Source organism: Leucobacter exalbidus (genome assembly GCF_017834145.1).
In the GTDB taxonomy this organism is placed as follows: Bacteria; Actinomycetota; Actinomycetes; order Actinomycetales; family Microbacteriaceae; genus Leucobacter; species Leucobacter exalbidus.
This window is the reverse complement of record NZ_JAFIDA010000001.1, coordinates 1,584,356-1,605,091: the sequence shown is the minus strand read 5'-3', so window position 1 is coordinate 1,605,091 and position 20,736 is coordinate 1,584,356. Positions and strand designations below refer to the sequence as shown.

18 protein-coding genes are annotated in these 20,736 nt (G+C 65.0%); 12 read left to right on the top strand and 6 right to left on the bottom strand.

Going from position 1 to position 20,736, the window contains the following annotated elements; genetic code table 11:
• Positions 1-36 precede the first annotated feature (36 nt).
• Positions 37-1,224 (bottom strand): extracellular solute-binding protein, encoded by a 1,188-nt coding sequence (locus JOF28_RS07240; protein WP_209706891.1) that lies wholly within the window; start codon positions 1,222-1,224, stop codon positions 37-39.
• 126 nt (positions 1,225-1,350) lie between these two features.
• Positions 1,351-2,505, bottom strand: coding sequence for an ABC transporter ATP-binding protein (locus JOF28_RS07235; protein ID WP_209705153.1), 1,155 nt, complete (start codon positions 2,503-2,505; stop codon positions 1,351-1,353).
• Positions 2,506-2,686: 181 nt separating this feature from the next.
• On the opposite strand from JOF28_RS07235, the gene JOF28_RS07230 reads away from it, so the two are divergent.
• The gene (locus JOF28_RS07230; protein ID WP_209705152.1) at positions 2,687-3,502 is read left to right on the top strand and encodes a FadR/GntR family transcriptional regulator; all 816 of its coding nucleotides are present in this window, start codon (positions 2,687-2,689) and stop codon (positions 3,500-3,502) included.
• Between the two features lie 29 nt (positions 3,503-3,531).
• Positions 3,532-4,263, top strand: coding sequence for a hypothetical protein (locus tag JOF28_RS07225; RefSeq protein WP_342452113.1), 732 nt, complete (start codon positions 3,532-3,534; stop codon positions 4,261-4,263).
• 64 nt (positions 4,264-4,327) lie between these two features.
• On the opposite strand, the gene JOF28_RS07220 is transcribed toward JOF28_RS07225, so the two are convergent.
• Entirely contained in the window at positions 4,328-5,458 is a 1,131-nt protein-coding gene (locus JOF28_RS07220) for a mannose-1-phosphate guanylyltransferase (RefSeq protein WP_209705151.1), read from the bottom strand.
• Positions 5,459-5,686: 228 nt separating this feature from the next.
• On the opposite strand from JOF28_RS07220, the gene sdhC reads away from it, so the two are divergent.
• The 6 genes from sdhC to JOF28_RS07190 all read left to right on the top strand — a co-directional run bounded on the left by sdhC (position 5,687) and on the right by JOF28_RS07190 (position 11,528).
• Positions 5,687-6,103 carry a succinate dehydrogenase, cytochrome b556 subunit gene (gene sdhC, locus JOF28_RS07215; protein WP_209705150.1) on the top strand — a complete coding sequence of 139 codons (417 nt, stop codon included), beginning with the start codon at positions 5,687-5,689 and terminating at the stop codon, positions 6,101-6,103.
• Positions 6,104-6,120: 17 nt separating this feature from the next.
• On the top strand, positions 6,121-6,561 hold the full coding sequence (locus JOF28_RS07210) for a succinate dehydrogenase hydrophobic membrane anchor subunit (protein WP_209705149.1): 441 nt from the start codon (positions 6,121-6,123) through the stop codon (positions 6,559-6,561).
• A gap of 44 nt (positions 6,562-6,605) precedes the next feature.
• Positions 6,606-8,417, top strand: coding sequence for a succinate dehydrogenase flavoprotein subunit (gene sdhA / locus JOF28_RS07205; RefSeq protein WP_209705148.1), 1,812 nt, complete (start codon positions 6,606-6,608; stop codon positions 8,415-8,417).
• Positions 8,418-8,420: 3 nt separating this feature from the next.
• The gene (locus JOF28_RS07200) at positions 8,421-9,185 is read left to right on the top strand and encodes a succinate dehydrogenase iron-sulfur subunit (RefSeq protein WP_209705147.1); all 765 of its coding nucleotides are present in this window, start codon (positions 8,421-8,423) and stop codon (positions 9,183-9,185) included.
• A gap of 126 nt (positions 9,186-9,311) precedes the next feature.
• Complete coding sequence (locus JOF28_RS07195; protein WP_209705146.1) at positions 9,312-10,385, top strand: pseudouridine synthase; 1,074 nt, start codon at positions 9,312-9,314, stop codon at positions 10,383-10,385.
• A 9-nt stretch (positions 10,386-10,394) separates the two neighbouring features.
• Entirely contained in the window at positions 10,395-11,528 is a 1,134-nt protein-coding gene (locus JOF28_RS07190) for a YihY/virulence factor BrkB family protein (protein ID WP_209705145.1), read from the top strand.
• Here JOF28_RS07190 and JOF28_RS07185 read toward each other — a convergent pair.
• From JOF28_RS07185 to JOF28_RS07175, 3 genes are all read right to left on the bottom strand, one after another.
• Entirely contained in the window at positions 11,513-13,342 is a 1,830-nt protein-coding gene (locus JOF28_RS07185) for a phospho-sugar mutase (protein ID WP_209705144.1), read from the bottom strand. The two genes, JOF28_RS07190 and JOF28_RS07185, sit on opposite strands and share 16 nt — an antisense overlap.
• 207 nt (positions 13,343-13,549) lie before the next feature.
• Complete coding sequence (locus tag JOF28_RS07180) at positions 13,550-15,061, bottom strand: helix-turn-helix domain-containing protein (RefSeq protein ID WP_209705143.1); 1,512 nt, start codon at positions 15,059-15,061, stop codon at positions 13,550-13,552.
• Entirely contained in the window at positions 15,058-16,425 is a 1,368-nt protein-coding gene (locus JOF28_RS07175; protein ID WP_342452112.1) for a flavin monoamine oxidase family protein, read from the bottom strand. Before JOF28_RS07175 ends, JOF28_RS07180 begins: the two co-directional genes overlap by 4 nt.
• 266 nt (positions 16,426-16,691) lie before the next feature.
• Between JOF28_RS07175 and JOF28_RS07170 the strand changes: the two genes are divergently transcribed.
• The 4 genes from JOF28_RS07170 to JOF28_RS07155 are packed head-to-tail and all read left to right on the top strand — an operon-like array spanning position 16,692 to position 20,706.
• Positions 16,692-17,819 carry an extracellular solute-binding protein gene (locus JOF28_RS07170; RefSeq protein WP_209705141.1) on the top strand — a complete coding sequence of 376 codons (1,128 nt, stop codon included), beginning with the start codon at positions 16,692-16,694 and terminating at the stop codon, positions 17,817-17,819.
• Between the two features lie 3 nt (positions 17,820-17,822).
• Positions 17,823-18,734: an ABC transporter permease gene (locus tag JOF28_RS07165; RefSeq protein WP_209705140.1), complete on the top strand. Its 912-nt coding sequence runs from the start codon at positions 17,823-17,825 to the stop codon at positions 18,732-18,734.
• A complete protein-coding gene (locus JOF28_RS07160; protein ID WP_209705139.1) occupies positions 18,731-19,519 on the top strand; it encodes an ABC transporter permease in 789 nt (262 codons plus the stop codon). Before JOF28_RS07165 ends, JOF28_RS07160 begins: the two co-directional genes overlap by 4 nt.
• Before the next feature lie 5 nt (positions 19,520-19,524).
• Positions 19,525-20,706, top strand: a complete 1,182-nt coding sequence (locus tag JOF28_RS07155; protein WP_209705138.1) for an ABC transporter ATP-binding protein — start codon at positions 19,525-19,527, stop codon at positions 20,704-20,706.
• The last annotated feature ends 30 nt before the right edge of the window (positions 20,707-20,736 follow it).

Here is a 20,736-nt window from a genome sequence, read left to right as displayed (position 1 = left end):
GGGAGACCCGCCACCGGGCTAGCGAGGTCTGCGGGGTTAGCCCTTGACCGTCATCCAGGCGTCGGTCCACTGCTGGAAGTTCGTGCAGGTGACGTCGGTGCGACCGTCGATGCACTGCTCGATGGGGGTGGTCCAGAACCACACGTTCGAGAAGTACTCCTCGTCTGTGGCGTTGAAGTCCTCGCAGTGCTTGCGGGCCTCATCGTTGAGCTCACAGAACGCGGCGTTGGCGGGAGCCATGCCGAAGTTCATGGCGATCTGGCCGTTCACCTCGGGCGCTGAGGTGACGTTCATCCACTCGTATGCGCAGTTGGGGTGCTCAGACTCTGCGGCAAGCATCCACGCATCAGACCAGCCGGTCGAACCCTCTTCGGGCAGCACGCCCTCGAGCTTCGGGTTCTCTGACAGGCGCTTCAGTACCTCCCACGAGGTGCCGACGACCACGTCGCCGCCGTTGAACGAGGTGATCTGGGCGGTGGGGTCAGACCAGTATTCGCCGATGACTTCGTTCTGCTGCTTCAGCAGGTCGACGGCGGCAGCGAGCTGCGTCTCGTCGAGCGCGTAGGGGTTCGTGATGCCCAGGTCGGGGTTGTGCGCCATCAGGTAGACGGCAGCGTCAGCGATGTAGATCGGGGCATCGTAGCCAATGATCTTGCCGGCGTACGGGCTGTCTGACTCCCACGCCACATCCCAGCTGGTGGGGGCTTCCTTCACCACATCGGTGTTGTACTGCAGAATGTTGGCGCCGCGGCCGATGGGCACACCGTATGACTTGCCGTTGAGCGTGTCATAGACCTGGCCCTGCATGCCCTCAACGATGTCGTCGCCGAAGTTGGGGATGAGGTCGAGGTTGAGGGGCTGCACATCGCCGCCCACGATGAGGCGCAGGCTGGCGTCGCCCGAAGCTGAGACGAGGTCGTAGTTACCGGTGCGCATGAGCTGCACCATTTCGTCTGAGGTGCCCGCAATCTTGCGGTTCACCTTGCAGCCGGTCTCCTCTTCGAACGGCTTCACCCACTCGGGCTCAACGAAGCCCGACCACGAGACAATGTTGAGCTCCTTCTCGAAGTCGCCGATCTCGCTCACTGCTGCGATATCGGGGACGTCGATCTTGAGTTCGCCACTGCCGCCGGCGTCGCCGCCGGTGCTGCTAGAACAGCCGACGAGCGCGAGGCCCAAGGCCGCCGCCATGGCCAGCGGAACGGCCAGCATCTTCTTGTTCATCATGACTCCTTTGTGTGATGCCCCGTGAATGGGGAGGGGTAGTGCGGTGTTGAATCGTGCGGTGGTGCGGTGGTTACAACGTGTGCGGTGTCGCGTCAGTGCGTTAGTGCGCGGGCGGCCGTGTGGTTAGGCGGCGGTGCGCGCCGACGATGCCGTACTGGGCTCGGGGATGGGGGTGGCGTGTTCGGCGCGAAAGCTCACGCTGACGCGGTCGCCGCGCTGCACGAGCGCCTCAGTGGAAGGGGTGTGCGAGTTGTGCTTCTCAGCGATAATGCGCACACCGCGATCGGTGTCAATGAGGTACTTCGTGGTCGGGCCTGCGTAAACAGCCTCGGCAATGGTGCCGGCGATGGAGATCGTGCCGATCTCAATGGGGGCGGTGGGATCGGTGAGGTGTACGCGCTCGGGGCGCACACTGTGCACGCGCGCATCGCCGAACAGATCATTCGAGAGATCTACGGGCAGCAAGTTGGTGGTGCCCAAGAACTGGGCCACAAATTCGGTCTGAGGGAATTCGTAGACCTCGCGGGGAGTGCCCACCTGTTCGATCTTGCCGTTGTTGAACACGGCCACGCGGTCAGACAGCGTGAGGGCTTCTTCTTGATCGTGGGTGACAAAGATGAAGGTGATGCCCACCTCGCGCTGAATCTGCTTCAGCTCGACCTGCATCTGTTCGCGCAGCTGCTTATCAAGCGCACCCAGTGGCTCATCGAGCAGCAGCACGCGGGGCCGCAAAATCAGTGCGCGGGCGAGCGCGATGCGCTGCCGCTGACCGCCCGAGAGCTGCGAGGGGCGGCGATCGGCGACCTGCGTCAGTTGCACCTGCTCGAGGGCCTCGCGCACCAGCCGGTCACGTTCGGTCTTAGCAACCTTGCGTACCTTGAGGCCGTAGGCAACGTTTTCGGCAATGGTGAGGTGAGGAAACAGGGCGTAGTCCTGAAACACCGTGTTCACCTCGCGGTCGAACGGGGCATCATTGGTGACGTCGGTGCCGTGCAGCTCAATGGTGCCCGAGGTGACCGCTTCAAAGCCCGCGATCATGCGCAGCACCGTGGTCTTGCCCGACCCCGAGGGGCCCAGCATCGAGAAGAACTCGCCGTCTCGAATCTCAATGTCGAGATCTTTCACCGCGGTGAAATCACCGAACTGCTTCGTGACCTGCTTCACCGAGACTGCAGAGCCAGCGGTGGCGAGCAGGTGGGTGTGTTCCTCGTTCTTGCGGGGGCGAGCCTGGCTGCTGCCAAACCCGGCCGCAGAGCCTGGGGAAGAAGTGTGAGACATGTTCTCGCTCCTCAACATCATTGTCGAACTAATGTTGAAACAATAACATACGTTTTAATAGGTTTAGTTTCACGGTGATGATTTTCTCATTACGTTTAGATCACAGCGGGTACAGTAAATCTTCAACCGACAGCTGTCAGACTCGACGCGAACCCCGTACGTCAGATGAGGAGAACGCGCAGTGAGTACACCCTTTGCGCAGTCCCCGTCGCACAGCACCAGTCGGCTGCGCACCGCTGCGTTTGCACCCATCGGTGACGAGGGCCGCACCGAACTCGTTGAATCCAGGCTCGTGCAGGCGATCTCGGTCGGCGCGTTCACCGAGGGGGAGCGGCTGCCAAGCGAAACCGAGCTCTCGGCGCTCATGGGGGTCGCCGTGGTCACCGTGCGTGAAGCGCTCAGCGGCCTGCGGCACCGCGGCCTGATCGAGACGAAGCGTGGCCGTAACGGGGGCAGCTTTGTGCGCCCCAGCCGCGGCGCGGTCGAAGAAGTGAACGCTCGCGCGTTGATGGCAATGCCGCGTGTGGCCCTCGCCGACCTGGGCGTGCACTACGAAGTGGTGTCGGCCGCGTGCGCCGAGTACGCCTGCCAGCGCGCCACCGAAGAAGAACTCGATGTGGCGGCCGAGGTGTTGGCTTCGGCCCGCGACCTCGACGCCGCCCAGTGGCGCCGACGGGTGACCGAGGTGCAGCTCGAGCTCGCCGCCCTCAGCCAGTCGGTGCGCCTCACTAACGAGCACGTGCGGGTGCAGACCGAATTCACTCCGCTCCTAGCGCTGCAAGACCTCGATGAGCGAGCCCGTCTCGCCACGCACGACGCCCTCACCGCGCAGATCCTGGCCACGCGCGACAGCGATGTCGCGGCGGCCCGGGCCGCGGTGCGCGACAGCGTGCGCGGGTCGATGCGCTGGCTCGTGACATTTCGCACTGAGCTCCTCGCGGTGCCGCAAGACGCGTCACTTCATGCAACACTGGAAACACGCCGCCAGACGATCTGACTGGCATCAACCTCATAGGGGAGGGGACCGTGCAAGAAACGCGAGTGCACAACGACGATGTGCTCCACGACATTTTGGCGCGGGTTGACACGTTTTTTGACGGGCTGTTTGCGCCGCTAGCGCGCTGGCTACCCGAGCTTGAGCAGCAGCTTCGCGCGCACCTGCACGAGGGGCCGATCACCGGATCACAGCTGGTGGCGCTGATCGAACCCGGGGCGCATGCCATTCTCGACGGCACCGAGCGGCCACTGTACGGCGCAGGCTTTTGCGCCAGCGAGGCCGTGGTGACCACCGGCAACCCGCTTGCTTGGTGGCAGGGATCTGAGCGTAGCTTGCTCGCCTCATCGACCTTCGGCCCGGGCCAAGCATCGATCGACCTCGGCCGCCTCGAGTGGTATCGAGTGCCAGAGCGCACCGGCGAACGGCACGTGGCCGGCCCCTTCGTCGACTACCTGTGCTCAAACGAAATCACGATCACGTCGGCGCTGCCGCTGATCGTGGACGGCACGTTTTGGGGCGTCGTGTGCGCCGACGTGCTCGTGCACTCGCTCGAGAGCGAGATGAGCGCCGATCTGGCCAGTGCCGAGAACGTCACACTGGTGAACGCCAGCGGCCGGGTCGTGATTTCCACTGATCCCGACTATGAAACGGGTGACCGCTACGCGGGCGCCCGCGCTGAGGGCGGGGTCGCCTCGCTCGGCGAAGACGTGCGCATGGTGAGCTCGAAGCGGTACCCGTTCGCGCTCGTCGTACCGGCCTAAACGCAAAGTGATCGTGCGAGCTGCTCAACGCAGCTTGCACGATCACCGTGGTGACAGCGGCTGCTTAGAGCAGGTGGCCGCCGCCGGTGACCTTCATGCGGCCCACCAGGTTCTTCACGTCTTGTGCGCGCGACTTAGTGGTGACGAGCAGCACGTCAGCCGTATCCACCACCACGATGTCTTCGACGCCCACGAGAGCGACGAGGCGGTCACTCTCTGAGACGACGATGCCGCTTGAGCCGTCAGAGAGTACCTGGGCGCCGTCACCGAGCACCGCGAGATCTGAACCGCGGCCGCGGGTGAGCAGGTTGGCGACCGACGCGAAGTCTCCGACGTCATCCCAATCAAAGTGGGCGGCCACGCAGACCATCTTGCCGGCGTCTGCGGCCGGCTCGGCGACCGTGTAGTCGATCGCGATCTTGGGCAGCGTCGGCCAGAGGCGCTCGCGCACCGAAGCGCCGCGCTCGGTGCCCCAAGCGGCGGCCATCTCGCGCAGCGCGACCACCATTTCAGGTTCCTTCTCGGCCATCTGATCGAGCAGCACCGTGGCGCGGGCGATGAACATGCCGGCGTTCCACAGGTAGCCGCCGTGCTCAAGGTACTCGCGGGCAATTGCTTCGTCAGGCTTCTCGACGAACTGGGTGACGTCGTACACGTCGAACGGGGCGAGGTCGCCGCGTGCCTGGCCCGCGGCAATATAGCCAAAGCCGGTGGCAGCGTGAGAGGGGCGAATGCCGATGGTGGCGATGTACCCCTGATCGGCGGCACGCACGGCGGTTTCTACCGCGCGCTGAAACAATACCTCGTTGCGAATGACGTGATCGGCCGCGAACGAGCCGATGATGGCGTCGGGATCGCGAAGCTCAAGGATTGCGGCGGCGAGACCAATAGCCGCAGACGAATCCTTCGGCTCGCTCTCGGTCACGAGGTTTTCGGTCAGCAGCTCAGGCAACTGTTTGATAACGGAATCGCGGTGCGAGACCCCGGTCACCACGATCACGCGCTCGGGCGGCGTGATCGGAGCGAGCCGGGCCCAGGTGGCGCGCAGCAAAGAATCGCCTGATCCGGTGAGATCCAAGAGGAACTTCGGGGCGTTTGCGCGCGAAAGCGGCCACAAACGCGACCCGACACCTCCTGCGGGAATCACGCAGGTTAAGCGGTCGAGTGGGGCTGTGGATTTCGCGGCCTCGGTCATGTTCTCCAGCGTAGTCTGTGTGGCTGGACGCGGTACAAAACAAGCTCGTACTGAGGCAGTTTGCGACGCGTGGCGCGAAGTGTGCGAGGTGTGGCCGGAATGGTGCCATAATGGGGTCGCAGTGGATTCTCAGGGTTCGTTGTGTTTGGGAAGCCCCCACGACTGCCTGAGTACTGCCCTGTGAGCTGTCGAGTATGGCTCGATAAAGCAGAATCTAGGAGGAAGCTCGTGTCAGCCCAAACGGCAGAAGCCGCACCAGCGGCAAAGAAGAAGAGTCGCCCGGGCGGCACGCTCTATCGTGGAAACGAAGGAATGTGGTCGTGGGTGTTGCATCGCATCACCGGCGTTGCCATCTTCTTCTTCCTCCTCGTGCACGTGCTTGATACCGCACTGGTGCGGGTCAGCCCCGAGGCGTACAACGCTGTCATGTCCACCTACAAGACTCCGGTCATGGGTCTGGGCGAAGCGGCTCTCGTTGCAGCGATCGTGTTCCACGCGTACAACGGCATCCGCATTATTCTGGTCGATTACTGGAGCAAGGGCGCTCGTTACCACCGCGCCATGTTCTGGATCGTTATCGCCCTGTGGGCAGTAACGATGGCCGGCTTCCTGCCGCGCCACCTGATGAACGTATTCGGTCACTAGGGCGAGGGAGAAGCACCATGGCTATGACGATTGAATCGCCTCGCGCGAAAACCCCAGCAGCAAAACGCACCAACTGGGAAAAGTGGGGCTGGATCTACATGCGCGTCTCAGGCGTGCTGTTGCTCGTGCTCGTTTTCGGGCACCTGTTCTCTAACTTGATGATCGGTGACGGCGTACACGCCATCGACTTCGGCTTCGTTGGCGGCAAGCTGTCTCAGCCGTTCTGGATGGTATGGGACACGCTGCTGCTGTGGCTCGCCCTCATCCACGGCGCCAACGGCATGCGCACCATCGTGAACGACTACGTGACTCGCCCCGGCCTGGCCAAGGCCTTCCGCGTTGCACTGTTCCTTTCGGCAGCACTGCTTATTCTGCTCGGCACGATCGTGATTTACACGCTCGATCCCTGCCCCGCTGGCGCAGACCCGTCGCTCGTAGCGTCGTTCTGCAACGCGTAATAACGCTCCACACAGGTTTTTGAGAATCGAAGAATAGGACTCACGTGGCTACCAATACCCATGAGGGCGAAGAGGTCACCGTTAAAGACGGCGTTACCTATCACCAGTTCGACGTTGTAATCGTTGGCGCCGGCGGCGCTGGCATGCGCGCGGCGATCGAGGCTGGCCCCAAGGCCAACACCGCGGTCATCACGAAGCTGTACCCCACTCGTTCGCACACCGGTGCGGCGCAGGGCGGCATGGCCGCAGCGCTCGCCAACGTTGAGGATGACAACTGGGAGTGGCACACCTTTGACACGGTCAAGGGCGGCGACTACCTCGTTGACCAAGACGCGGCAGAGATCCTCGCGAAGGAAGCCATCGACGCGGTCATCGACCTCGAGAACATGGGCCTGCCCTTCAACCGCACGCCCGAGGGCAAGATCGATCAGCGTCGCTTCGGCGGTCACACCCGCGATCACGGCAAGGCAGCGGTTCGCCGTGCTTGCTACGCGGCCGACCGCACGGGCCACATGATCCTGCAGACGCTGTTCCAGAACTGCGTCAAGCTCGGTGTGAACTTCTTCAACGAGTACTACGTACTCGACCTCGTCATGTCGGGCGAGGGCAAGGACCGCAAGGTTGCTGGCGTCGTAGCTTACGAGCTCGCCACCGGCGGCATTCACGTCTTCCAGGGCAAGTCGGTCATCTTCGCGACCGGCGGTTTCGGCAAGATCTTCAAGACCACCTCTAACGCACACACCCTCACCGGTGACGGCGTTGGCATCGTGTGGCGCAAGGGCCTGCCCCTCGAGGACATGGAGTTCTACCAGTTCCACCCGACCGGCCTGGCCGGCCTGGGCATCCTCCTCACCGAGGGCGCCCGAGGCGAGGGCGCAATCTTGCGCAACGCCAGCGGTGAACGCTTCATGGAGCGCTACGCTCCGACCATTAAGGACCTCGCGCCCCGCGATATCGTGGCACGCTCGATGGTGCAGGAAGTGCTCGACGGCCGTGGCGCTGGTCCCAACAAGGACTACGTTTACCTTGACTGCACCCACCTGGGCGCCGAGGTACTCGAGACCAAGCTTCCCGACATCACCGAGTTCGCACGCACCTACCTCGGTGTTGATCCCGTGACCGATCCGGTACCCGTGTTCCCCACGGCTCACTACGCGATGGGTGGCATTCCCACCAACGTGCAGGCCGAGGTGCTCATGGACAACGACACCGTCGTGCCTGGCCTCTACGCCGCTGGCGAGTGCGCCTGTGTTTCGGTGCACGGCTCGAACCGTCTGGGCACCAACTCGCTGCTCGACATCAACGTGTTCGGCAAGCGCGCCGGTAACGCGGCAGCAGACTACGCGAAAACCGCTGAGTTCGTGCCGCTGCCCGACGACGCTGCGAAGGAGGTCATCGAACTGGTGGCCCGCTTCCGCGAGGGAACCGGCACCGAGCGTGTCTCTGACCTGCGTCGCGAGCTGCAGGAGCACATGGACCGTGGCGCTCAGGTGTTCCGCACCGAGCAGACCCTCACCGACGTGCTCGGCGTTATCCACGATCTGCGTCTGCGCTACAACAACGTTGGTGTGCAGGATCGTGGCATGCGCTACAACACCGACCTGCTTGAGGCGATCGAGCTGGGCTTCCTGCTCGACCTCGCTGAGGTGCTCGCGTACACCGCTCGTAACCGCAAGGAAAGCCGTGGCGGCCACATGCGCGACGACTACCCCAAGCGCGACGACGAGAACTACATGAAGCACACGATGGCTTACCTCACGGGCGACCCGCACTCGGCCGACCCCGAGGACCACATCCGCCTGGATTGGAAGCCCGTTGTTGTTACGAACTACCAGCCCATGGAGAGGAAGTACTAGGTCATGAGCGAGTCACACGCACCGGGAAACCCCTCGGAAGAGTCGGGCATCCAGGCCCGCACCGTCACGATTCTCGTGCGCCGTTACCTGCCCGAGTCGGGCCGCGAGGCGTACTGGGAAGACTTCGACGTTCAGATGTACCCCACCGATCGCGTGCTTGATGCACTGCACCAGATCAAGTGGGATCAGGATGGCACGCTGTCGTTCCGCCGCTCCTGCGCACACGGCATCTGTGGTTCAGACGCCATGCGCATCAACGGCAAGAACCGCCTCGCCTGCAAGACCCTGATCAAGGATCTTGACATCTCGAAGCCGATCTACGTTGAAGCCATCAAGGGCCTGCCCCTCGAGAAGGATCTCATCGTCGACATGGAGCCGTTCTTCGCGTCATTCCGCGAAGTACAGCCCTTCCTCGTTGCGGGCTCAGCGCCCGAGAACGGCAAGGAGCGCATCCAGTCGGTCGCCGATCGCGAGCGCTTTGACGACACCACCAAGTGCATTCTGTGCGCTGCGTGCACCACGTCATGCCCCGTGTTCTGGACCGATGGTCAGTACTTCGGCCCCGCCGCGATCGTCAACGCTCACCGCTTTATCTTCGACTCGCGCGACGATAACGCACAGGTGCGCCTCGACATCCTGAACGACAAAGAGGGCGTGTGGCGTTGCCGCACCACCTTCAACTGTTCAGACGCATGCCCCCGTGGCATCCAGGTCACCAAGGCAATCGCCGAGGTCAAGGCCGCAGTTCGTTCGGGCAAGATCAGCTAACAGCTCGTCTCCCCGTCAGCAGCAGCTGGCCTAGCGCACGCCCCGCATCAGCTCTCTAGAGCCGGTGCGGGGCGTTTGCTGTGTCCCCGGCCGCACCCGGGCAGGCGCGGCCGTTAGACTCGGCCTGTGCCCCCGCGTTCCCCGCTTCCCTCTCGTTTCGGCCTCGATGCCGCCTGGCTGCGCACGGCAGACGGCGCCTCGCGCGCCCCGGTCCCCGCGGCCCAGCTTCCAGCGGCGCATGCTGCCCCGGATCCGGATCAAGCCGCCCCAGCCAACCCAGCCGCCGCGACCAAGCCGGCCTGGGAGACCATGCGCGAGTGGCTCGTAGCGCGGGTGGGGATGCACCTCGACGTCGATGCGTTTATCGCCGACGGCCGGTTCGTGTACGAAACGGGAGCGCCGGTGCGGGCGGGGGACCGCTACACCCCCAACACCTTCGTGTGGTTTCACCGCGACCTCGCCGCCGAGGCCGAGGTGCCGGGCGAGCTCAGCATTGTGCACCGCGATGACCGGCTGATCGTGATCGATAAGCCGGCGTTTTTATCGACGATTCCGCGCGGTAAACACGTGCTGCAGAGCGTGGTGGTGCGGCTGCGTCACGAGCTCGGGCTGCCCGAGCTGACGCCCATGCACAGGCTCGACCGGGTGACCTCGGGGCTGTTGGTGCTCACCACCGAGCGGCGCTGGCGCGGCGCCTATCAGTCGATGTTTCAGCGCCGCGGTGAGGTGCGCAAGACCTATCACGCGGTCGCGCAGCTGAACCCCGCGCTCACGTTTCCGCTGACGGTCGAGAACCACCTGGCGAAGCAGCGCGGCACCCACCAGGCTGAGGTGGTGCCCGGGGCGCAGATCAATGCGCGCTCAACGATCGAGTTTGAGCGCGCGCTCACCGCGGCAGAGAGCGCGGGCATCGGCTACGAAGCGCAGGGTCTACCGGGCGAACTCGCAGCGCAGCCGCCCGTGCTGGGTCGCTACCGCCTCACCCCGCACACGGGCCGCACGCACCAGCTGCGCATGCACATGTGGGGCGCGGGTATTCCGATCACGGGCGACCCGCTGTACCCCACCGATTTGGGCATCGAGGTCGATGACTTCTCGACCCCGCTGCAGCTGCTCGCCAGTGAGATCGCGTTCACTGACCCGGTTTCAGGTGTGGAACGATCTTTCACGAGTGAGCTGAACCTGCCGCTGCGCCCATAGGATGGGGGCATGACGAAGACGCCAGAACTGAGCCGACTGGCAAGCGAAGCCGAGAACGTCGAACGCCGCAGCAAAACACTCATCGACCGCGGCATCGCGATCAAGAACTGGGTGATGCGGCAGCGCCCGGTGCGCGCCTTCTCGCACTTCACTGATGCCGGCGGCAGCGTGCTGTCGGGCGGCATGAGCTACCAGGCCCTGTTCGCGGTGTTCGCCGGCCTCTACGTTGGCTTCAGCGTCTTCGGTATTTCGCTGCGCAAACGCCCCGAACTGCTGAGCACCCTCGTCGACCAGATCAACCTGTTCGTGCCCGGGCTGCTCGGCACCAACGGGGTGGTGCAGGTGCACACGCTGCTCGAGGCCCGCGCGATCGACTGGACGAGCCTGGTTGCAGGCGTCTCACTGCTGTGGGTCGCACTGAACTGGTTCACTGGCACGCGACGTTCGATTCGCATCATCTTCAGCCTTGAAGTGAAGCAGTACCGCAACGCCATCTTGCTGAAACTGCGCGATTTTGCGCTGGCGTGCGCGTTCTTTGCGGCGATCATTATCTCGGCCGTGCTCACCGTGTTCAGCTCGACCCTCGCCAACTTGGTGCTCGAGTGGCTCGGCATGAGCACCGATTCGTGGCTGCTGGGCACGTTTGGCACGATCGCCCGATTCAGTGCCGTGTACCTGTTTGATGTGCTGCTGCTGATCGCCATGCACCGGTACCTCGCCGAGGTTGATGTGCCCAAGTGGCGCCTGCTGCGCGGGTGTGCGCTGGGGGCCGTGGCCCTGCTCGTGCTGAAGATTCTGGGCGGCGCGCTGCTGGGCGGAGCATCGAACAACCCGCTGCTCGCGTCGTTCGCGGTGCTCGTGGGTTTGCTGCTGTGGTTCAACTTTATTTGCCGAGCACTGATGCTCACGTCAGCGTGGATCGCCGTGGGCGAAGACCCCAAGCTGGGGCTGCCCGTGGCGCCCGGGCTGGTACTGCCGCGTCACGCCTCAGCGTCTGAGATCGACGAGGTCGCACTGACGACGCAGGCCGCGAAAGAGGCGCGCGCCGAGAAGCCCGCTCACGCCGCGACGACAGACGCCGAGAAGCCAGCTGACGCTAAGCAGTCAGCCGGCACCGAGAAGCCGGCTCACGCCGAGAGCTGAAGCCCGTCGAAGTAGCCGCGCACGGCGGCCTCGAGCTGGGCGAGCGTGGCCTCTGCCTGGCCGCGCCGCTCGGCGGCGGTGCCGTCGCCGGCGAAGGTATCGAGGTACACCTTGAGCTTGGGCTCGGTGCCGCTGGGGCGCACCATCACGCGGCTGCCGTCGGCGAGGTCGTAACGCAGCACATTCGCCGGCACGGTAGCCTCACCCGGGTTCATCAGGTCGCGGGCCCGCGTGATGCGGGTGTCACCAAACTGGGTGGGCGGCGTCGTGCGCACGCGCGCCGACAGCTCGGTCGCCACATCCATGGAGGGCAGTCGCAGGGTGACCTGGCTGCTCGCGAAGTGACCAAACAGTTCGCTCGCATCATCGAGCAGATCCCATACGGTGCGACCCTCGGCCTTGAGCTCGCGCACCATGGCGATGGCGTCGGCCGCGGCCGAGATACCATCTTTGTCGCGAACGTGGCCGGGGTGCGTGAGATACCCGATCGCCTCTTCGAAACCGAAGATCAGGCGTGGCACCCGCGACACCCACTTGAAGCCCGAAAGCGTTTCGGTGTAGTCAAGGTTGTACGCCTCGGCGACCGCGCGCAGCGCGGGCGACGACACATTGGTCGAGGCGAGCGTGCCGCGCGGCTCGGTGCCGGCGATCTTGGCGCGGGCATGCTCGCGCTCGGCCGCACGCCACCCCAACAGCAGCCCGAGCTCGTTGCCGGTGAGCCGACGAAACTGCTGCGACGCGACGCGGGGGCGCTGCCGATACCCGCGCGGGGCCCGTGCGGGTTGCCTGGCCGGCGCCTTCACCGCGATCGCGACGCGGTCGGCATCGGGGTCGTTGGCGACGACAAGATCGGCATCAAGGTCGCCCGCGATACGAAACGCGAGATCGAGCGAGCCGGGCTCTTCGGGGTTGGGAAACTCGAGCGACGGAAACTTGGGGTCGGGCCGGTCTTGTTCGGCGACGACGATGACGCTGGGCAGAGCCGCCGAGCGAAACACGCGCCTGGCAATCTCAGAACCGACGCCGTGCATGGCGGTGTAGACGACCTTCAGGTCGGTCTCATCGCCGAGTGCCCGGCCCGGGCGCTTGGGGTCAGCCGGCAGCCCGCGCAGCACCGCAGACGCGGTTTCGGCCACGTAGGCGTTGGCGACGCCCTCGCCGAGGGTGACGTAGTCGTGGGCGCGCGCAATGGTGGTGGGGGCGACCTGCGAGGCGCGGTCGATGTGCTGGGCGATCGCATCATCGGTGGGCGGGATGATCTGGGCGCCCTCATCGGGGCCACCCAAAAACACCTTGTACCCGTTATCTGCCGGGGGATTGTGGCTGGCCGTGATCATCACGCCCGCCGACACCTGCAGGTGCCGCACCGCAAACGCGGTCAACGGGGTGGGGCCTGCCTCGGGCAGCAGGAAGACGCGCACCCCGGCGCCGGCCATGACCTCGGCGGCGTCGCGGGCGAAGACCGCTGATCCGGTGCGGCCATCGTACCCAATGACCACCGAGGGCGGATCGAGCTGCAGCGAGCCCGATCGCTGTTCGCGCTCGATCAGAAACTGGGCGAAGCCAGCGCTCGTTTGCGAGATCACGACGCGGTTCATGCGGCGGGGGCCGGGGCCCACCTTGCCGCGCAGCCCGGCGGTGCCAAACGTGAGGCGCCCCGAGAACGCGTCGATGATTTCGGTGATGGCGCTGTGCTGGCCCTCGCGGGCGCGCGCGATGAGTGAACGGGTGGCGTGGCGAGACGCGGGGTCGATGTCGGCCACAGCCCACGCCTCAGCTGCAGCTATGCGCTGGTCCAGTTCTGCAGAAGTCATCGATCCCTCATCTCTGCCCGCGCCCCGCGGGATTCTTTCACGGTACCAGCCGTATCCAGGCTGAAACTGCGCAAGCCGGTTAGTCTTGAGATGTTTTGTGAGAAAGGAACGAACATGTGCTCTCCCGTGCGCTGCGATGTGTGCAACAAAGTGACCTGGGCAGGCTGCGGCCTGCACATTGAGGAAGCCCTCGAGGGCGTTCAAGCCTCAGATCGCTGTGTCTGCCCCCGCGACTAACCCAGCAGTATCGTCGACGGCCTCACCCTGAGCCGAGCTGGGGGTGAGGTCGCCGCACCCAATGGCGGCCTGAACGGCCAGCCAGCACTCGGCCGCATCCTCCATCGAAGAGAGATCGCGGTCGATAATTTTTTCAATGCGTGACACCCGCGCGATCAGCGTCTGTCGGTGCACGTAGAGCCGCTCTGACGCGCGCACCCAGCTGCGGTTTTCCTCCAAAAACACCTGCAGCGTGTGGGTGAGTGAGGTGCCCCGCTGTTGATCGTAGGTGGTGAGCGGGCCGAGCACCTGCCGCGCAATGTTGCGCAGCTGGTCGGTGCCCTGCGGCAAGAACAGTGACGTGGTCGCGTGCTCTTCGAACCTGAGCACATACCCCGACTGGTGGTTGCGAATCACGGCGCTGCAGGCCTGCCCCAGCGCGGCCGATACCCCGTCGAAGTCGCTGAAGGTGGCGCTGACGCCGATGCGGGTGGTCTCGCCCGCGAGCGCGTCGAACGCGCGATCGCACTCGCTGCCCTCGCGCGCGAGCAGCAGCACCTGCCCGTCTTTCACGGTGGCGAGCACCGGCACGCTGAGCTCAGCGAACCCGGCGTGCACCTCGTCGAGCAGGCTGCGGGGGTCATCGCCGGGCGCCACCGCCAACACATATGGCGGCTCGATGCCATACGCGGCCACGAGGTGCGCGGCGGGCGCCGACGGCACGGTCGCATCGCAAAGATCTGCGAGCAGCAGCGACCCGTGCATCCACTCGGCGCGGTGCGAGGCGAGCTTCACTGCGAGGGCGCTGCCGACGATGCCCGCGGCGTGCTGCAGCAGCTCGCGCGGGGCGACGCCCGGGCCCGTCCACACCAGGCTGGGGGAGTGCCGCCCCGCCGCCCCGGCGTGCACGGCCCCGGCGAGCGGCAGCGCGAGGCGGCCGGGGGCGGGCGGCGCGGCGGGATCCGGATCAAAATCGCTCACTGCCTGCGCACGCTCCAGCTGCAGTGAGCCGCCGAGCACCTGCGCGAGTTCGAGCAGCAGGGCGTCGATGGGGGCGTTGACCGGGTGCTGATCGAGCGCCGCGTAGAGCCGTTCGGTGGCGTGCGCCCGCAGCTCAGCCTGCTGTTTGACGCCGTTCGCGACCGCCGTTTCGACCGCGATGAACGGCACATCGCTCGCCGTTTCGAGCACGGCAAAGCCGAGCTGCGCGGCGAACGCGAGAGTGGGGCGGGTGAGGGGCGCCTGCAGCTGGCCCGCGTGCACCACGAGCGCCGCGATGCCCGCATCGTGCAGCCCAGCAATGTATTCGCACTGCGCATCGGTGGTCGTGGGCACGCCGCCGCCGGTGGTGAGCACGAGGGCTCCGGGCCCCAGCCACTTCCATGGCTCGGCCAGCTCGCACACGTGGGTCCAGGTGATTTCGCGCGCTTCGCCAGCCGCGGGCGTGAGTGAGATCGTGCGCACCGCAGCCAGATCGAGCAGCGACCGCACGGTGAAGGTCATGATGCCAGCAGCGGCGCGAGTGCGGTAGCCGCGCGGTAGCCCGAGGCGACGGCACCCGAGAGTGACTGCTCGAGCCCCGTGTGTTCGCCCGCGATGGCGACGCGGCCCGCGGGCACCGTGAACGCGGTGGCGTCGGCGGCCGCCCAGTCGAGGCCGGGCGCCGAGTATGAGCCGCGCGCCCACGGGTCATCGGCCCAGGTGGTGAGCAGCGGTTCGCCAGCGATTTCAAGCTCGGGGCGCATCGTGCGCAGCGCTTCGACCCAGGTGGCCGAGCCCTGCGTGACATCGAGGGCATCGAGGGCGAAGGGGCCGCCCGCGAAGCACGATAGGGCGTTGATGCGGTGCTCGCCGTCGATCGACATGGAGCGCCACGACCACCACGTGTGATCGGGGTTTTGTAGCGCGATATCGCCGTCAACCTTCGCGAGCGGCACCCCGAGCTTCGCGGCGACGCCCATGAACCGGTGGTCGAGGGCGAGCTGCTGTGCGGGGGTGAGTGAGAATCCGAGCTCGAGGCGGCGCAGCAGCGGCAGTGGCACCGCGATCACCGCGGCGTCGGCTTCGAGGGTCGAGCCGTCGGTGAGACGCACCTGCACGCCCACCGCCGACTGGTCAACGCCCGAGATCGGGTGCTCGAGGCGTACCCGGTCGCCGAGCCTGCGCGCCAGCTCGATCGACAATGACTGGTTGCCGCCTACAAACCGGCCGCCGTCTTCGACGTAGCCGCCCGCGGTGGCCGACTCATGCAGCAGCACGGCCTCGGCGCTGATCAGCGTGGGGTCGGCCGCGGCCGACGTGGTGGTGCGGCGATATACGGGATCGAGCCGGTACCCCTCACCGAGCGCCTCGGCGAAGGCGCGCTCGAGCGATACCTGCTGTTCGCCGTCTTGCAGCATCGTCGCGAGCGTGCGTTCGACGTGCGCGCTCGTTTCGCCCAGCTCGTCAAACGAGATGATGCGGCCGTTGACGGTGCGCCGACCGTACCGCACACCGTGCGTGAGGATGGGCACCCCGACCTCGGCCGCGAGCTGCCGAATCGCAAACTCGGTGGGAAACACATACTCGCCGCCGCGTTCGGTCCACTCCCCGCCGGGCAGCTGTGTCGACCAGGTGCGGCCGCCCACGCGGTCACGCGCCTCGAGCACGGTGCAGTCGTGCCCGGCCTTGCTGAGCTGCCATGCCGCGGTGAGCCCGGCCAGGCCCGCGCCAACAACAATTACCCTCATGTGTTCCTCCTTGAACAAGCGGTGCGCCCCGTGCAAGACCGCGGGCGCCCCAGGCGACCGGTGTGCGCAGTCGCCAGCGGTTAGTCCTATCGTAGGAGCAGAACGGCGAGAACACGGGAGTACCGTACGTTCGTGCACCGAAACCTTATGTTTGTACTATGGGCCAGGGCGTGAACGTACGATGCTATGAAAGTCGCCCAATTCGGTAACAAAGCAGTCACGACGAGGGGTGCGCACCCCCTGCGCGCTGGTAGCTTCAAGACCACCCACCGCGTTCTTCAAGAGGCGGTCACGCCACCGGTTACCCCGGCATGGCCCGCAGGATTCAATCTCTCGCCGCAACCACGAAGCGAAGATGAATGCCGCAGGGTGGGGATCTCGATCACGATGAAGTGAGGCAACAGATGTTCAAACTGAAACCACGCAGTGCCAGGCGCGGCACCGCAATCGTCGCCGGCGCGGCAGCTCTCGCGCTGACGCTGATCGGCTGCAGCGGCGGCGGATCCACCGAACCCATTCCCGAGCGCGACCTGGGCACCCCGGTCGCCGGTGAAGTGAAGGCCGGCGCATTCGACGGCACCACGCTCACCTTCGCCGGCTCAGGCGGCATTTTCCAGGACGGCCAGACCGAGGCGCTGTGGAACCCCTTCGCCGAGGCCTCGGGCGCCACCTTCAACCAAGACGCGTTTGACGCGGGCAAGCTCAAGGCCATGGTCGACGCCGGTAACGTGAGCTGGGACATCGTGAACACGACCCAGTTCGACACGGCGCGCGGCTGCGGCACCCTCTTCGAAGAGTACGACTACTCGCAGATCGATGTCTCGAAGATTCCCGAGGGCACGATCACCGATAAGTGCATGGTGCCCCAGATCATGTACGGCCTCGTCGTGGCCTACAACACCGACGAATTTGGCGACAACCCACCCACGAGCGCCGCCGACTTCTTCGACACGAAGAAGTTCCCCGGCAAGCGCACGGTCAGCCAGTCGACCTACGTCGACCCGCAGACCGTCGAGTTCGCGCTCGCCGCACAGGGCAAGGATGTTGCAAACCTCAGCCCCGACGACATTGAGGGTGCCTTCGACCTCTACAAGGGGCTCGGCGATGACGTGATCGGTTGGACCACCGGTGCACAGGCACAGCAGCAGCTCGAATCGGGCGAAGCCGTGATGGGCCTCGTGTGGTCGGGCCGTGGCTACGGCGCCGCCGCCGCTGGTGCCCCCGTCGCCCCCATGTGGGACGAGTGGATGATCATGGTCGACTCGAACGGCATCCCCAAGGGTGTCAAAGACAAGCAGGCCGCGTTCGCCGCGGTGAACTACTCCATCGGTGCCGAGCAGCAGGCCAAGATGACCGAGCTCACCTCATACGGTGGGGTAAACGTCGACTCGAAGCCCAAGCTCGATGAGACACTCTCGACGTGGATGACCACCGAGCACCTCGACACGGGCATCGCGCCCAACGTCGACTTCTGGGTCGAAAACTACGACGCACTCTCGGCGGCATGGGCCGGTTGGGCGACGGGCAGCTAACCCATGACTGACCAGACCGTCACCGGGGGCATTGCCGCAGGCAGTGCCCCCGGTGCGGGCGGCGGCACACCACGCAGGCGCATCCCAAGCAATTGGCGCACGCTTCTGCTCTTCGTGCCGGCGTTCGTCATTGTTACGCTGTTCTTCCTCGCCCCGCTGATCGACGTGTTCATCAGGTCGATCACTGACCCCAAGCTCGGCCTACAAAACTACGAGTGGCTGTTCACCACCGACGCAAACATCGCCGTGATCGTGCGCACCTTTGGCACCGCGTTCATCGTCACCTTCGTGTGCCTGCTGCTAGCCTACCCCTACGCGTACCTGATGACCATCGTCGGCGACCGCGCCCGCAACGCCCTGCAGCTGTTCATCATGATGCCGCTGTGGACCTCGATTCTGGTGCGCACCCTCGCCTGGATGGTGCTGCTGCAAGACACCGGCCCCATCAACGGGCTGCTCGCCGCATGGTTTGGGATCGGCCCCATCCCGCTGATTCGCACCACCTTCGGTGTGGCGCTGGGCATGAGCCAGGTGCTGCTGCCGTTTATGGTGTTGCCGCTCTACTCATCGATGTCGAAGATCGATAAGCGGCTGCTGCCGGCCGCCGCAAACCTCGGCGCCGGCCCCATCACCCGCTTCTTCACGGTGTACCTGCCGCTGTCGCGCCCCGGAATCTTCTCGGGCGGCGTGACCGTGTTCATTCTCGGTCTCGGTTTCTACATCATTCCCGCGCTGCTTGGCTCGTCGAAGGAGAGCATGATCTCGGCGCTCATTCAGCAGCAGATCAGCGTGTTCTTGATGTGGGGCCAGGGCACCGCCCTGGGGATCTTCCTGCTCGTGTGCACGATTCTGATTCTGGTGATCGTGTCGCGGTTCAATAAGAACGGCAGCCTATTTCCGGGGGTGGACAAGTGACCACCAAGCGTCTACTCACCGCCTTCGCGGTGCTCATCATCATGTGGCTGATCGTGCCGACCCTGGTGATCGTGCCGATGTCGTTCAACGAGGCCCCCTCGTTCAACTTTCCCCCCAAGGGCTTCTCGCTGCGCTGGTACGAGAACTTCTTTACCGACCCGAACTGGCTGAAGGCGCTGTTCTCGTCACTGCAGGTCGCGGTGCTCACCATGTTTGTGGCAACCGCCGTGGGCGTGCTCGCCTCGCTCGGCCTGTCAAAGGTGAAGTTTCGCGGCAAGGGGCTGCTCGAGGGCTACTTCCTGCTGCCGCTGATCGTGCCGGGCATTGTGCTCGCCGTCGGCCTCTACTCGCTCTTTTTGCGCATGGACCTGCTGGGCACCCTGCCCGGTTTCGTGCTCGCGCACACGATCGTGTCGATGCCGCTGGTGATCACCAACGTGATGGCCTCGCTGCAGGGGCTTGATCCGCGTCTCGAACAGGCCTCATCGAGCCTCGGGGCGGGTAAGGTACGTACGTTCTTCAGCATCACGCTGCCGCTCATCGCGCCGGGCGTGATGGCGGGCGCCCTGTTCGCGTTCGTGACCTCGTTCGATGAGGTCATCTTGTCGCTGTTCATTCAGAGCCCCACCCTGCAGACGCTGCCCGTGAAGATCTTCAACAGCGTCACCCAAACCAATGACCCGACGGTGGCGGCCGTGGCAGTCATCACGATGCTCACCTCGGTGATCGTGATGCTCGTCGCCCAGTTCGCCACACGCAAGAGAAAGCGACCGGTAGCAGCGTGAACGCAATGACTCACAACGAGATTCCGGTGCCCGAGGGGCACGAGCAAGAGCTGCGCGCGGAGGGCCTGAACACCACGGCCATCCACGCGATCGGCGAGGCCGGAATCAGCCTCAATCAGGTCACGAAGCGCTACGGCGATAAGGCCGTGGTCGACCAGATCGATCTGACGATCGAACCGGGTGAATTTATGACCTTCCTGGGTCCATCCGGATCGGGCAAGACCACCACCCTCAACATGATCGCCGGGTTCACCCAGGTCACCGAAGGCATGCTGCACATCTACGGCAAGCCCGTCGCGAAGCTGCCCCCGCACAAGCGCGACATCGGCATGGTGTTTCAGAACTATGCCCTGTTTCCCCACAAGACGGTGGCCGAAAACATCGCCTACCCGCTGCAGCGGCGCAAGCTGAGCAAGCAGGTGCAGGCCGAGAAGGTGGCCAAGGCGCTCGACATGGTGCGCATGGGCGAGTTCGGTGATCGGTTCCCATCAGAGCTGTCGGGCGGCCAGCAGCAGCGCGTCGCGCTTGCCCGCGCGCTCGTCTATGAGCCGCGCGTGCTGCTGATGGATGAGCCGCTGGGCGCGCTCGATAAGAAACTGCGCGACTGGTTGCAGAACGAGATCAAGCGCATTCACCGCGAGGTCGGGTCGACGTTCGTCTACGTCACCCACGACCAAGAAGAAGCGCTGTCGATGTCTGATCGCATCGCGGTGTTTAACAACGGCAAGATCGAACAGGTGGGCACCTCTGAAGATCTCTACGAGGCCCCGCAGACCCTATTCGTGGGTCGGTTCCTCGGCGAATCAACGGTGCTGCTGGGCAAGGGCACCGCGGTTGGTGAACGCCACACCGCGATCGATGTGGCCGGTCACCGGGTGCTCGCCGACGGCCAGAGCGCGCATGAGGATCTCGCGATTTTGATCCGGCCCGAGAATCTGCGCCTCGAGCTGGCAGGCACCGAGGCCACCGCCGAACAGAACGCGGTGCCCGTCACCATTCTCGACGTCACCTACCTGGGGGCGTCGCGGCGGTACACGGTGCGGCTGCCCGATGGATCTGAGGGCGCGGTGCGGCTTGGCCAAGACGCGCGCATTCACAACCGCGGCGACAATGTTGTGATGGTGTGGGAAGTGCCCTCGGGCGTCTTGCTCGTCGACACCGGGGAAGCCGGCGAATCGGCAACGTAACCCACGAAACCCACAAAACGAAGCCGCCCC

Excerpts from the sequence above, each read along its gene's own strand:
- JOF28_RS07235 (WP_209705153.1), bottom strand. The coding sequence starts at position 2,505 with ATGTCTCACACTTCTTCCCCAGGCTCTGCGGCCGGGTTTGGCAGCAGC.
- JOF28_RS07240 (WP_209706891.1), bottom strand. The coding sequence starts at position 1,224 with ATGAACAAGAAGATGCTGGCCGTTCCGCTGGCCATGGCGGCGGCCTTG.
- JOF28_RS07185 (WP_209705144.1), bottom strand. The coding sequence starts at position 13,342 with ATGACTTCTGCAGAACTGGACCAGCGCATAGCTGCAGCTGAGGCGTGG.
- JOF28_RS07210 (WP_209705149.1), top strand. The coding sequence starts at position 6,121 with ATGGCTATGACGATTGAATCGCCTCGCGCGAAAACCCCAGCAGCAAAA.
- JOF28_RS07180 (WP_209705143.1), bottom strand. The coding sequence starts at position 15,061 with ATGACCTTCACCGTGCGGTCGCTGCTCGATCTGGCTGCGGTGCGCACG.
- JOF28_RS07165 (WP_209705140.1), top strand. The coding sequence starts at position 17,823 with ATGACTGACCAGACCGTCACCGGGGGCATTGCCGCAGGCAGTGCCCCC.
- JOF28_RS07170 (WP_209705141.1), top strand. The coding sequence starts at position 16,692 with ATGTTCAAACTGAAACCACGCAGTGCCAGGCGCGGCACCGCAATCGTC.
- JOF28_RS07155 (WP_209705138.1), top strand. The coding sequence starts at position 19,525 with ATGACTCACAACGAGATTCCGGTGCCCGAGGGGCACGAGCAAGAGCTG.
- JOF28_RS07200 (WP_209705147.1), top strand. The coding sequence starts at position 8,421 with ATGAGCGAGTCACACGCACCGGGAAACCCCTCGGAAGAGTCGGGCATC.
- JOF28_RS07220 (WP_209705151.1), bottom strand. The coding sequence starts at position 5,458 with ATGACCGAGGCCGCGAAATCCACAGCCCCACTCGACCGCTTAACCTGC.
- JOF28_RS07190 (WP_209705145.1), top strand. The coding sequence starts at position 10,395 with ATGACGAAGACGCCAGAACTGAGCCGACTGGCAAGCGAAGCCGAGAAC.